12 protein-coding genes are annotated in these 11,901 nt (G+C 66.3%); 11 read left to right on the top strand and 1 reads right to left on the bottom strand.

What is annotated here, in order from left to right:
- The first annotated feature begins 20 nt into the window (after positions 1-20).
- From C6V82_RS12955 to C6V82_RS12920, 8 genes are all read left to right on the top strand, one after another.
- Positions 21-2,816: a monovalent cation/H+ antiporter subunit A gene (locus C6V82_RS12955; RefSeq protein WP_102586327.1), complete on the top strand. Its 2,796-nt coding sequence runs from the start codon at positions 21-23 to the stop codon at positions 2,814-2,816.
- Positions 2,816-3,154 carry a Na+/H+ antiporter subunit C gene (locus C6V82_RS12950; RefSeq protein WP_102586328.1) on the top strand — a complete coding sequence of 113 codons (339 nt, stop codon included), beginning with the start codon at positions 2,816-2,818 and terminating at the stop codon, positions 3,152-3,154. The genes C6V82_RS12955 and C6V82_RS12950 overlap by 1 nt, the downstream gene beginning before the upstream one ends.
- Complete coding sequence (locus C6V82_RS12945) at positions 3,151-4,674, top strand: monovalent cation/H+ antiporter subunit D (RefSeq protein ID WP_102586329.1); 1,524 nt, start codon at positions 3,151-3,153, stop codon at positions 4,672-4,674. Before C6V82_RS12950 ends, C6V82_RS12945 begins: the two co-directional genes overlap by 4 nt.
- On the top strand, positions 4,671-5,177 hold the full coding sequence (locus tag C6V82_RS12940; protein ID WP_229843199.1) for a Na+/H+ antiporter subunit E: 507 nt from the start codon (positions 4,671-4,673) through the stop codon (positions 5,175-5,177). Before C6V82_RS12945 ends, C6V82_RS12940 begins: the two co-directional genes overlap by 4 nt.
- Entirely contained in the window at positions 5,174-5,443 is a 270-nt protein-coding gene (locus C6V82_RS12935; protein WP_102586330.1) for a K+/H+ antiporter subunit F, read from the top strand. The genes C6V82_RS12940 and C6V82_RS12935 overlap by 4 nt, the downstream gene beginning before the upstream one ends.
- Positions 5,440-5,784, top strand: a complete 345-nt coding sequence (locus C6V82_RS12930; RefSeq protein WP_229843198.1) for a Na+/H+ antiporter subunit G — start codon at positions 5,440-5,442, stop codon at positions 5,782-5,784. The genes C6V82_RS12935 and C6V82_RS12930 overlap by 4 nt, the downstream gene beginning before the upstream one ends.
- A 40-nt stretch (positions 5,785-5,824) precedes the next feature.
- Positions 5,825-7,117 carry a glycerophosphodiester phosphodiesterase family protein gene (locus tag C6V82_RS12925; RefSeq protein WP_308430833.1) on the top strand — a complete coding sequence of 431 codons (1,293 nt, stop codon included), beginning with the start codon at positions 5,825-5,827 and terminating at the stop codon, positions 7,115-7,117.
- Positions 7,118-7,189: 72 nt separating this feature from the next.
- Entirely contained in the window at positions 7,190-8,380 is a 1,191-nt protein-coding gene (locus C6V82_RS12920) for an alpha/beta hydrolase family protein (protein ID WP_146009651.1), read from the top strand.
- 99 nt (positions 8,381-8,479) lie between these two features.
- Here C6V82_RS12920 and C6V82_RS12915 read toward each other — a convergent pair whose 3' ends face one another.
- Positions 8,480-9,409, bottom strand: a complete 930-nt coding sequence (locus tag C6V82_RS12915) for a helix-turn-helix transcriptional regulator (RefSeq protein ID WP_102586333.1) — start codon at positions 9,407-9,409, stop codon at positions 8,480-8,482.
- Positions 9,410-9,539: 130 nt separating this feature from the next.
- Between C6V82_RS12915 and C6V82_RS12910 the strand changes: the two genes are divergently transcribed.
- The 3 genes from C6V82_RS12910 to C6V82_RS12900 all read left to right on the top strand — a co-directional run bounded on the left by C6V82_RS12910 (position 9,540) and on the right by C6V82_RS12900 (position 11,891).
- Entirely contained in the window at positions 9,540-10,244 is a 705-nt protein-coding gene (locus tag C6V82_RS12910) for an ABC transporter permease (RefSeq protein WP_102586334.1), read from the top strand.
- Positions 10,241-10,972 carry an ATP-binding cassette domain-containing protein gene (locus C6V82_RS12905; RefSeq protein WP_102586335.1) on the top strand — a complete coding sequence of 244 codons (732 nt, stop codon included), beginning with the start codon at positions 10,241-10,243 and terminating at the stop codon, positions 10,970-10,972. Before C6V82_RS12910 ends, C6V82_RS12905 begins: the two co-directional genes overlap by 4 nt.
- A 97-nt stretch (positions 10,973-11,069) precedes the next feature.
- Positions 11,070-11,891, top strand: a complete 822-nt coding sequence (locus tag C6V82_RS12900; protein WP_102586336.1) for an ABC transporter substrate-binding protein — start codon at positions 11,070-11,072, stop codon at positions 11,889-11,891.
- Positions 11,892-11,901 lie beyond the last annotated feature (10 nt).

Here is an 11,901-nt window from a genome sequence, read left to right as displayed (position 1 = left end):
TGGACAGGGAGATATGTCCCATGCCGCTTGCGCTGATCATCCTTCTACCGCTCACGGGCGCCTGCTTGCCTGCCTTGATGCGGGGTCGATCTTCGCTTCTGCTGGCCTCGGTCTCGGCGATTCCCGCCCTCTTGAGCCTCCTTCTACTGCTGAGCTGGTTGCCACACGTCATGCACGGCGGCGAGGCCATAGTGCAGCAGCTGACCTGGTTGCCGTCGCTGGGCCTCAATGTGTCCTTTCGTCTCGATGGACTGGGGCTGCTGTTCGCCTTGTTGATCACCGGTATCGGCTGTTTGATCCTGCTGTATGCGCGCTACTACTTCGAGGGCAACGACGCCTCCGCGCGGTTCTTCACTCTGATGCTGCTGTTCATGTCGGCCATGCTGGGCATCGTGCTCTCCGAGAACTTGCTGTTCCTGCTGGTATTCTGGGAACTGACCAGCCTGATCTCCTTCCTGCTGATCGGCTTCAATACCGACCGCCATGCGGCAAGGCTTGGCGCACGAATGTCCCTGGTGATCACCGGCGGTGGAGGGCTGGCACTGCTCGGCGGCGTGGTGCTGCTTGGCCAGGCGGCCGGCAGCTATGAGCTCTCGGCGGTGCTGGCGGCGGGCGATCGAATCCGCGCTCACGAGCACTATGGGCTGATGCTCAACCTGATCCTGCTGGGCGCCTTCACCAAGTCGGCGCAGTTCCCCTTTCACCTCTGGCTACCCCATGCCATGTCGGCGCCGACCCCGGTCTCCGCCTATCTGCACAGCGCCACCATGGTCAAGGCGGGACTGTTTCTGCTCGCCCGGCTGCACCCAGCGCTGGGCGATACCTCGGCGTGGTTCCACCTGGTGACCCTGACCGGCATGCTGACGCTGATGCTGGGCGCCTTCGTGGCCATGTTCATGCATGACATGAAGGGGCTGCTGGCCTACTCCACGGTCTCCCACCTGGGGCTTGTCATGCTACTGATTGGCCTGGGCACCCCCATGGCACTGGCAGCGGCGCTCTTCCACCTGGTGTGCCATGCGCTGTTCAAGGCCCCGCTGTTCATGATGGCGGGCTTCGTGGATCGCGCCACCGGCACCCGCGACATGCGCCGGATCAACGGCATGTGGCGCTTCATGCCGGCAATGATGGTGCTGTCCGGTATCTGCGCCGCCGCCATGGCCGGCCTGCCGCTGATGAGCGGCTACCTGAGCAAGAAGATGCTGTTCACCGAAAGCCTGCTGGTAACGGCACCCGACTGGGCGGTCGTGGTAATTCCCGCCTGGGTGACCCTTGCCGCGCTGTTCTCGGTGGCCTATTCGATCCGTATCTTCCACAACGTCTTCTTCAACGGCCGGCCCATCAACCTGCCCATCTGGCCCCCTCGGGGCCCACGCCCGGCAGCCCTGTCGCCCATCGCGCTGCTGGCCCTGGCCACGCTACTGGTGGGGCTGGCGCCGGCACCCGTCTATTCCGCCCTGGTCCAGCCAGCCTTCGTCGCCGCGCATCAGGCGCTTGTCGATTCCTACGATTTCTCGACGTTGGGTGGCGGCGTGCCCATGGCCATGAGCATTGTCGCCCTGATCGGCGGCGCGCTCTTCTACCACATGCGCGACCCGCTGTTTCGTCTGCACGCTCGCCTGCCGGAAGTGGACGCCAAGGAGATCTTCGACTGGATCATGCGTAGCGCTATCGCCCTGTCCCAGCGTCGTGTCTTCCAGCTGGAGAACGGCTCGCTGCAGCGCTACCTGGCGTTCATCCTGCTCACCGTCCTGGTGCTGGTCGGCCTGGAACTGATGGGCGTGGACCATTGGGACGGGGGCGTGGCGCTGGCGCCACTTGATCCCTTGACCGTGATGGCCGCCATTCTGCTCTGCCTGGCGGCGATCGGCGTGGCGATCTACCACCATCATCGTCTGCCGGCCCTGCTGCTGCTCGGCGTGACCGGACTCTTCGTCACCGTCACCTTTGCCCGCTTCTCGGCGCCGGACCTCGCCCTGACCCAGCTGATGGTGGAGGTGATGGCGGTGGTGATCATGATGCTGGCGCTCTCCTTCCTGCCCCAGAAATCGCCCAAGGAATCATCCCGATCCCGGTTCTATCGCGACCTCACCATCGCCGTGCTGATGGGCATCGGGGTCACCGCCTTCAGCTTCGCCATCCTCACCCGCCCGCAGGAGACAATCTCCGACTTCTTTCTCGCCAACAGCGTGCCCGGCGGCGGCGGCACCAACGTGGTCAACGTCATCCTGGTGGATTTCCGCGGCTTCGATACCCTGGGCGAGATCACCGTACTGGGCATTGCCGCCGTGGCGGTGTTCGCCTTCACCCGTGACCTGCATCTCAAGGAGCGGGTAGTCGACACCATTCCCGGTCACTGGGTCGCCGAGCCACATCCGATCATGCTCAGCACCGTGGCCCGTCTGGTACTGCCGATCGCCCTGATGGTCTCGGCCTACATCTTCCTGCGCGGCCACAACCTGCCCGGCGGCGGCTTCATCGCCGGGCTGATCACCGCGGTTGCGCTGACCCTGCAGTACATGGCGGGTGGGTTGGTCTGGGCCCAGGAACGCATGCTGACGCCCTTCCGGCCGCTGATCGGCGCCGGCATTCTGATCGCGGTATTCACGGGCCTTGGCAGTTGGCTGTTCGGCTACCCCTTCCTCACCTCGGCCCACGGTCATGTGCGGCTTCCGTTGATCGGTGAGTTCGAACTGGCCACCGCCATGCTTTTTGATCTCGGGGTCTATGCCACCGTCGTCGGCGCCACGCTGCTGGTACTGGCCAACCTCGGCAAGCTGATGACCGTGGCCGGCCCCGGCAAGGAGATCGGTTGATGGAACTGCTGTATGCGATCACGCTCGGCGTGCTGACCACCTGCGGCATCTACCTGCTGCTGCGGGCACGCACCTTTACGGTCATCCTGGGGCTCACCCTGCTCTCCCATGCGGTGAATCTCTACCTGTTCGCCTCGGGACGCCTGGTCGCCGGGGGGCCGGCCATCATCGGCCTCACCGAGCGCTCGGCGGACCCGCTGCCCCAGGCTCTGGTACTTACCGCCATCGTCATCGGCTTCGCGATGACCGCCTTCGTCGTGGTGCTGGCCCTCAAGGCCGCGGTAGAGCTGCGCAACGACCACGTGGATGGTGAAAACCCCGACGAGGATCGCGCATGAATCACGCCCTGATCCTGCCGATATTGCTGCCGCTGGTCACTGGCGCCGGGCAGTTGCTGTTTTACCAGGCACCCTTCGCCCTGCAACGCCTGCTGGGCTTTGCCAGCACCTTCTGGCTGTTGCTGCTGGGGATCTGGTGCCTGCAGATCGCCGGTACCGGCGAGCATATTCTCTACCACGCCGGCGACTGGCCGGCGCCGTTCGGTATCGTACTGGTCCTCGATCGGCTCTCGGCCATCATGCTGGCGCTGACCGCCGTGCTGGGTGTCTGCTGCCTGCTCTACGCCAGCAACGGCAGCGACAAACGGGGAGCTCACTTTCATGCGCTCTTCCAGTTCCAGCTGGCCGGCCTCAACGGCGCCTTCCTCACCGGCGACCTGTTCAACCTCTTCGTGTTCTTCGAGATCCTGCTGATCGCCTCCTATGCCTTGCTGCTGCACGGGGGTGGCCGCGCCCGCAGCCGTGCCGGGCTGCACTACGTGATCATCAACCTGACGGGCTCCGCACTGTTTCTTATCGCCCTGGGCACCCTCTATGGCCTCACCGGCACCCTCAACATGGCCGACCTCGCCTTGAGGGTGGCGGATGCACCACCGCAAGATGTGCCGCTGCTCGCCGCCGCCAGCCTGATTCTGCTGGTGGTGTTCGGCATCAAGGCCGCCATCCTGCCGCTGCTTTTCTGGCTACCGCGCGCCTACTCGGCCGCCAGCGCCCCCATCGCCGCACTCTTCGCCATCATGACCAAGGTCGGCATCTACGCCATCCTGCGAGTCTTCCTGCTGGTCTTCGCGCTGGGCGAGGAACCGATCGGCGAGACCGCCTGGGGCTGGCTATGGCCGCTGGCACTGCTGACCCTGGCGCTGGGTGGTGTCGGCGTGCTGGGCTCGGACAGTCTGCGCACCCTGACCGCCTACCTGGTGATTCTCTCGGTCGGTACCCTGTTGGCCACCATCAGCTTCGCCACCGAGGCAAGTCTCGGCGCCGCCCTCTTCTACCTGATCCACAGCACCGGCATGGCCGCCGTCTTCTTCCTGCTGGCCGACCTGCTCGGCCAGCAGCGCGAGGAGGGCTACGACCGCTTCTCGGCGACCGGCCCCATCGGGCATCGCTGGTTGTTGGGTAGCCTGTTCTTCATCGCCGCCATCGCCATGATCGGCCTGCCCCCCTTCAGCGGTTTCGTCAGCAAGGCGTGGATCCTGCAGGCGAGCGCGCAGGAACCCCAGGGACTCTGGCTATGGGGCGTGCTGCTGGCCGCCGCGCTGCTGACCCTTATCGCCGTCAGCCGCACCGGCAGCAGTTGGTTCTGGCGCCCCGGTGACATGGCCAACCCCTACCCGCTCGAGCGCGGCCCGCTGACGCTGGTGGCCATCATGGTCGGCCTCAACGGGCTCCTGGCCGTGTTCGGCGACCCGGTGGTGGGCTACCTCGAGTTGACCGCACAGCAGTTGCTCGACCCGCACGCCTACATCGCCGCCGTGCTGCCAGACGCCAGCGCGGCTGCCCAGGAGATATCACCATGACGTCGTCGTTGCTCTCCCGGAAGTTCTGGTTGCCGCGTCCGCTGTTCTCGCTGTTCCTGGCTTTGCTCTGGTTGCTTCTGGTCAACGACTTCAGCGTGGCTCATACCCTGTTGGGGCTGGCCTTGGGCGTGGCCATTCCCGCCGTGACCCACGCCTTCTGGCCTGAGGAGGCAAGGATCAAGCGCCCCCTTCCGCTGCTGCGCTACGTGCTGGTGCTGCTGGTGGATATACTGCGCTCCAACCTGGTGGTGGCCCTGCGCATCCTGCGCCCCGCCCGACACCTGCAGCCGGGCTTCTTCCTGTACCCACTGACGCTGGACGACGACTTCGCCATCACCATCCTCGCCAGCACCATCTCGCTGACACCCGGCACCGTTTCGCTCCACTACGATGCGAAGGCCCAAACCCTGCTGGTGCACGCCCTGCACCTGGAGGATGAGGCAGACACCATCGCCACCATTCGTGAGCGCTACGAGCAGCCTCTCAAGGAGATCTTCCGATGATTGCCGTCGTCATACCGATCGCCATGGCGCTGTTTACCGCCGCCGCCCTGCTCAACCTCTACCGCCTGGCCATCGGCCCGGATATCGTCGACCGGATCCTGGCGCTGGACACCCTGATGATCAACAGCATCGCGCTGATCGTACTCTCGAACATCTGGATGGGACTCAGCGTGCTGTTCGAGCTGGCCCTGCTGATCGCCCTGATGGGCTTCGTCAGCACCGTGGCCATGAGCAAATACCTGCTGCGGGGGGACGTCATCGAATGAACAGCATCGACATGCCATGGTTCCTGCAACTCATCGTCGTCGCCTTCCTGCTGTTTGGCGCGCTGGTAGCGCTGATCGGTTCATGGGGCCTGGCCAAGCTGCCCGACTTCTACATGCGCCTTCACGGCCCCACCAAGGCCAGCACCCTGGGCGTCGGCTGCACGCTGATCGGCTCGCTGCTCTACTTCAGCCTCCAGCAGGACGGCGTCTCGGTTCAGGAGGCTCTGGTGACGATGTTCCTGTTCGCCACCGCCCCGGTCAGTGCTCACATGATGGGCAAGGCGGCCCTGCGCCGGCGTCTCAAGGGCGTGCCGCGAACCCGCAACATGCCTGACCGGTAGCGGCGCTTCCTATCCACTCAATAAGAAAAGCGAGGCCCACGTGAAGACTTCCTCCTCGATGCTCACGCTCGTCGGCCTGACGATGCTGCTGATCACCCCCGCCACCGTCAGCGCGCAGGACGAGATCGCTGCCGCCAGTCACGTCACCCTCGGCCCCCGTCCGCTCTTCCTGGTTCAGGACATGGACGAGGAGACCCAGCGATCACGCGAGCTCAAGGCCGAGCTGATGCGCTGCGCAGCCAGCACTAATGACTGGCAGCGCAGCGACTTCACCATCAGCCACCGCGGCGCGCCCATGCAGTTCCCGGAGCACACCCGCGAGTCCTACCTGGCCGGCGCCCAGATGGGTGCCGGTATCCTCGAGTGCGACGTCACCTTCACCGCCGACCAGGAACTCGTCTGCCGCCACTCGCAGTGCGATCTCCACTCCACCACCAACATCGTCGCCACCGAGCTGGCACAGAAATGCAGCGTGCCACCGGCCTTCAACGAGGCGGGCAAGCTGACCAATGCCGCGGACGTCCAGTGCTGCACCAGCGACATCAGCCTGGCGGAATATCGTACGCTGCAGGGCAAGATGGAAGGTGCCAACACCGAGGCCAGCAGCATCGAGGAGTACCTCGCCGCTACCCCCGGCTGGCGCACGGTTCTCTACAACTCGCGTGGCACGCTGATGACCCACGCCGAAAGCATCGAACTGTTCAAGTCGCTGGGCGTCAAGATGACCCCGGAGCTCAAGGCGCCGAGCGTCGAGATGCCCTTCGAGGGCATGAGCCAGGAAGACTATGCCCAGAAGATGATCGACGCGTACAAGGCCGCCGATGTACCGGCGAGCGACGTCTACGCCCAGTCGTTCAACCTGGATGACGTGCGCTACTGGATCGACAACGAACCCGAGTTCGGTAACCAGGCCGTCTACCTAGACAACCGCTACAGCCTCGACGACTTCGACCACACCGACCCGGCCACCTGGTCACCGACCATGGAGGAGCTGGTCGAGATGGACGTGAGGATCCTCGCCCCGCCGATGTGGATGCTGCTGGCGTCCAATCCCGACGGGGGAGACGACGAGAGCCGCATCGTGCCCTCCGTGTACGCCGAGCGCGCCAAGCAGGCCGGGCTCGATCTCATCGCCTGGACCTTCGAACGCTCCGGCCCACTGGCCAACGACGGAGAGTGGTATCACAGCACCACGGATGACGTGATCGACAACGACGGCGACAAGCTGCTCACCCTCGACGTGCTGGCCCGCGACGTCGGCATCATCGGCCTGTTCAGCGACTGGCCCGCCACCGTCACCTTCTACGACAACTGCATCAACGCCAAAAGCTGAGTCTCCCACCGGCCCCCAAAAAAACAGCACGCCGCCGATGGTCGATGACTCACTGTCAGGCGAGAGAGGAGGATGCGTTTGCGTACGGGCAATGAAAAGCGTTCCCGATGCCGCGGGACAGGACCGACCCGGCGGCGCGGGATACTCCTGCTGCTCCCGTGCCTGTTGTTCGGCCTGCTGCTGTCGGGCTGCAGCTCTCTGGAACGACGGCACGACGCCCTGCTGGTGCTTGGCGACCTGGCCGCCGGCGAGGCGCCGAGCCGACTGAAGCATCGGACCCAAACGCCCGAACGCGAGGGACTCGCCTACGCGGTGGAGGATCGCGACTATGTGGCGGACGTCTACCACCCGTCGGTGTCTCGTCGCGGAGCGTTGATCCTGGTCCATGGCCTCACCGAGGCGGGCCGGCGCGATCCGCGCCTGGTCGACTTCGCCCGCACCCTGGCGCGTGCAGGCTTCACGGTGATGGTGCCGGAGTTGGAGGGCTTGCGAGACTTCTCGGTCGGTACCCGCGAGGTGCAAGGCATCGCTGATGCCATTCGCCACGCCACGGCCGAGTTACCGGCGGCCGACAAGGGCACCGGGCTTGCCGCCATCAGCTTCGCGACCGGACCGGCGTTGCTTGCCGCCATGCAACCGGATACCGCGCACCGGGTCCGTTTCGTGGTCGCCGTGGGCGGCTATTACGACCTGACCGACATGCTGCGCTACGTCACCACCGGGGAAGATCGCGGGGGTGCCGGGCGGCAGGCCCGCCCACCGCGGCGCGAGGTACGCTGGGTATTGTTGCGAAGCCAGCTGCACCGCCTGGACGATGCCGAGGATCGGGAACGACTGGACGCCATCGCTCGACGCCGCCTGGCGGGCGACGAAGGGCCAGACCCTCGGATCTCGCGCCTGGGGCCACAGGGAAGCGCGCTCTACACGTTGGTGACCAACCGGGATCCCGCCCGGGTGGAGCCGCTGCTCGAGGCCCTGCCACCGCCGCTGCTCACCCAGTTCGAGGCCCTGGATCTCGCGTCTCGCCATCTCGATGCGCTCGAGGCCCGGCTGGTACTGGTTCACGGCCCGGACGACCGGGTGATCCCGATCAGTCACTCGCGGCGGCTGCGTGACGCGCTACCGTCCGGCCAGGCTCGCCTGTTCGAAGCCGCCGGGCTCGGCCACGTGGAAGTCTCCATGGACTGGCGAGACGGCTGGACACTGTGGCGGGCGATCGATCATGTGCTGCGGCTGGGAGAAACCGAGGAGACGCCCCGATGACAAGGGCTTCGCGTGCCTTGGAGCGCCTAGCTTGCGCTTGTCGAATCGCGGCCAAAGGCCACTGGCGCAATCGACACCAGGCGCTGACGAAGCAAGCCCTCAGGCGTTATGCAAGACCCGCCCCAGTTCATCCAGGCCATAGCCACCCAGGGCCTGGGCCCGTTCGGCAAAGCGCGGTTGCCGGGTGAAAGCCAGCAGCCGCTGCAGGGGCGGTTCGAAATAGCTGCGGCGCCGCATGGCCAGGTCGAAACACTCCTCGTGCAGCGGCAGGAAGGTCAGGTCCTGGCGGTGCGCCGCCGCTTCCACCCCGAGCCCGACATCCGCCTCGCCCTGCCGGATGGAGAGCGCCAGATCGTCCTCGCTGAGCGACGGATGGGCGGTGAACTCGAGACTGTCGGCATCGACTCCCGCCCGGGCCAGTAGCCACAGCAGCAGCCGATGGGCGCCGGCATCGGCCTGGCGATGGGCGACCCTCACCGGCGCGCGCGCCAGGTCGACGAGGGAGTCGATACCCAGCGGATTGCCGGGTGCCAACAGCAACCCCTGGCGCCGGGTCGCCCAGCGCACGATCACCAGATCGCGCATGCCGGAAAGCCCCAGTGCATCGGGCCGGTTGTAGCCACCCCGCTCTTCGTCCAGCAGGTGCAGCCCAGCCAGCATCGCCTCCCCCGAAAGCAAGCGCCGCACGCCATCGCCGCTACCGTGGCAGAGCAGCGCCAGGCCCGAGCCGCTCTCGCGCACCGCCCACTCCAGCAGCGGGTCCTGGCTGCCCACCAGTACGCAGGGCACGGGCTGCCGGCTGGCGCGGTCACCCTCCAGATGGTTCATCAACCACAAGTCGATGCTCTGGCGCGGAAACAGCAGCTTGCCGGTAACCCGCACGCAGGGAATCTCGCCCTGGCGGACCAGGTCGTACACCTTGCGCTCCTTCAGGCGCAGGTACTCCGCCACTTCGGCGGTGGTCAGGTACGTCCTGGCCAGATAGGCGTCACCCTTCGCCACACCAGCATCCCCCCTTGCAACCGTCATCGATTCCGCTCCCCGGGATAGCCCGCTCGCCTTCCTCAGCATAATGCTGTTTCAAGCTGCATGAATTCCAGCGTTGGATGCAGTGTGCGCTTCCAACGCACATGATGCATGGAAACGACGGGAGGCAAGCATGACCGGCGACCCCAATGCCTTTCACATCGCCCTGGCCCTGGTGCTCAACCTGGATGCGGCGCTGTTCGACATCGTCGGGCTGTCGCTGCGCGTGTCATTGACCGCGGTGACCCTTGCCGCACTGATCGGGCTGCCCATGGGGGCAGCGCTGGTACTGTGGGCCTTCCCCGGGCGCGGGGGTGTCATCGTGTTGCTCAATGCATTGATGGGCCTGCCGCCGGTGGTCGCCGGGCTTGGCGTTTACCTGCTGCTGTCGCGTGCCGGCCCGCTCGGCCAGTTCGGCCTGCTGTTCACCCCCTCGGCCATGGTGGTGGCGCAGATGCTGCTGATTCTGCCGATCATCGCGGCCCTCACCCGCCAACAGGTCGAGGAGCTGCACGGCGAATATCGCGACCAGTTGCAATCGCTCGGCGTCAGCCGGCTGCGGATGATGCCGACCCTGCTGTGGGATGCCCGCTTCGGGCTGATCACCGTCCTGCTGGCGGGCTTCGGCAGGGCCAGTGCCGAAGTGGGCGCGGTGATGATCGTCGGCGGCAACATCGAGGGCGTGACCCGGGTGATGACCACCGCCATCGTGCTCGAGACCAGCAAGGGCAACCTGCCCCTGGCGCTCGGTCTCGGCCTGGTGCTGCTTGGCCTGGTCACGCTGATCAATGCCGGCGCCTACCTGGTGGGCGAATTCGCGCGCAGGAGGCTGGGATGAATCAACCTTGCCCGTTGCCCACCACCGCACGCGACATCGCGCCGCTGGCCCTGGTGTCGGTGAGTGTCGAGCACCGTGGCCAGCGCCTGCTCAGCGACCTGACCCTGCGCATCGAAGGCTGCCAACGCACCGTGGTGATGGGCCCCAACGGCGCGGGCAAGAGCCTGCTGATGCGGCTCGCCCACGGCCTGCTCGCCCCCAGCAGCGGCAGCGTCGCCTGGCTGGGCGCCACGCCGCGCCAGGCCATGGTCTTCCAGCGGCCCGTACTGCTGCGCCGCTCGGCGCTGGACAACCTCACCTATGCGCTGGCGGTCAAGGGCACGCCAAGGCACCGGCGCCGTGGGCTGGCCTTGGCCGCGCTCGACCACTTCGGCCTGGCCAACCTGGCGAAGCGCCCGGCCAGGGTGCTCTCGGGTGGCGAGCAACAACGCCTGGCGTTGGCCCGGGCCTGGCTGCTGGAACCCGAGGTGCTGTTTCTCGACGAGCCCACCTCGGCCCTCGACCCGGCCGCCATCAAGGCGGTCGAGGAAGCGGTGATCGACTTCCATCGCCGCGGCACCCGCATCGTGATGACCAGCCACGACCTCCACCAGGCGCGGCGCCTGGCCGACGACGTGGTGCTGTTGAATGCTGGACGGCTGATCGAACACACCGCAGCCAAAACCTTCTTCCAGGCACCGCGCACTGCCGAGGCGCGCGCCTTCCTGAAGGGGGAGCGGGTCTGGTGAGGCCGCCCACCGGCAACGACCTTTGACCTGCAACGATCCGCCACCCGCAGCGATCGTTCGTCAGGCATCGACCATCCCCATCACGAGGAGCATCGCCATGCACGCCCGCGTCAGACCGTTCGCCCCCCTGCCCGCCCTGTGCCTGCTGAGCCTGGCACTGCCCCCCCTGGCGGCCGCCGATGACAGCATCACCCTGGCCTCGACCACCTCCACCGAGAATTCGGGGCTGTTCGGCGAGCTGCTGCCGGCCTTCAAGGCAGCCACCGGCATCCAGGTCAACGTGGTGGCGGTGGGCACCGGGCAGGCCTTCGAGCTCGCCCGGCGTGGCGACGCCGACAGCCTGCTGGTCCACGACACCGCCGGTGAAGAGGCCTTCGTGGCCGAGGGCTACGGCACCGAACGGGCGGATGTGATGACCAACGACTTCGTGATCATCGGCCCCGGCACCGACCCCGCTCGCATCCGCGACGCCGGGACGGTGGCCGATGCCCTGTCGCGAATCGCCGAGGCCGAGGCGCCATTCGCCTCTCGCGGGGATGACAGCGGCACCCACCGCGCCGAGCAGCGGCTATGGGAAAGCGCCGGCGTCATGCCGGGGGGCGAATGGTATCGCGAGCTCGGCAGCGGCATGGGCCCGACACTGAACACCGCCGCCGCCATGGACGCCTACACCCTGGCCGACCGCGCCACCTGGGTGGCCTTCGAGAACCCCCAGAACCTCGAGTTGCTGTTCGAAGGCGACGAGGCGCTGTTCAACCAGTACGGCAGCATTCTGATCTCCGCCGAGCGCCACCCGCATCTCCAGCATGACCTCGCCGAACAGTGGCACGCCTGGCTGATCTCCGAAGCGGGCCAGCAAGCCATCGCCGATTACACGGTGAACGGCCAACAACTGTTCTTTCCCAACGCGGCAGAGTAGACGACGATGT

This window comes from Halomonas urumqiensis, assembly GCF_003028575.1.
In the GTDB taxonomy this organism is placed as follows: domain Bacteria; phylum Pseudomonadota; class Gammaproteobacteria; order Pseudomonadales; family Halomonadaceae; genus Halomonas; species Halomonas urumqiensis.
Note: the sequence above shows the minus strand (reverse complement) of the source record. Positions and strands in the feature narration are given on the sequence as shown.

Bases quoted from the DNA above. Each gene is read 5' to 3' on its own strand.
- C6V82_RS12955 (WP_102586327.1), top strand. From the start codon at position 21: ATGCCGCTTGCGCTGATCATCCTTCTACCGCTCACGGGCGCCTGCTTG.
- C6V82_RS12910 (WP_102586334.1), top strand. From the start codon at position 9,540: ATGACCGGCGACCCCAATGCCTTTCACATCGCCCTGGCCCTGGTGCTC.
- C6V82_RS12915 (WP_102586333.1), bottom strand. From the start codon at position 9,409: ATGACGGTTGCAAGGGGGGATGCTGGTGTGGCGAAGGGTGACGCCTAT.
- C6V82_RS12945 (WP_102586329.1), top strand. From the start codon at position 3,151: ATGAATCACGCCCTGATCCTGCCGATATTGCTGCCGCTGGTCACTGGC.
- C6V82_RS12940 (WP_229843199.1), top strand. From the start codon at position 4,671: ATGACGTCGTCGTTGCTCTCCCGGAAGTTCTGGTTGCCGCGTCCGCTG.
- C6V82_RS12935 (WP_102586330.1), top strand. From the start codon at position 5,174: ATGATTGCCGTCGTCATACCGATCGCCATGGCGCTGTTTACCGCCGCC.
- C6V82_RS12930 (WP_229843198.1), top strand. From the start codon at position 5,440: ATGAACAGCATCGACATGCCATGGTTCCTGCAACTCATCGTCGTCGCC.
- C6V82_RS12900 (WP_102586336.1), top strand. From the start codon at position 11,070: ATGCACGCCCGCGTCAGACCGTTCGCCCCCCTGCCCGCCCTGTGCCTG.
- C6V82_RS12920 (WP_146009651.1), top strand. From the start codon at position 7,190: ATGCGTTTGCGTACGGGCAATGAAAAGCGTTCCCGATGCCGCGGGACA.
- C6V82_RS12905 (WP_102586335.1), top strand. From the start codon at position 10,241: ATGAATCAACCTTGCCCGTTGCCCACCACCGCACGCGACATCGCGCCG.
- C6V82_RS12950 (WP_102586328.1), top strand. From the start codon at position 2,816: ATGGAACTGCTGTATGCGATCACGCTCGGCGTGCTGACCACCTGCGGC.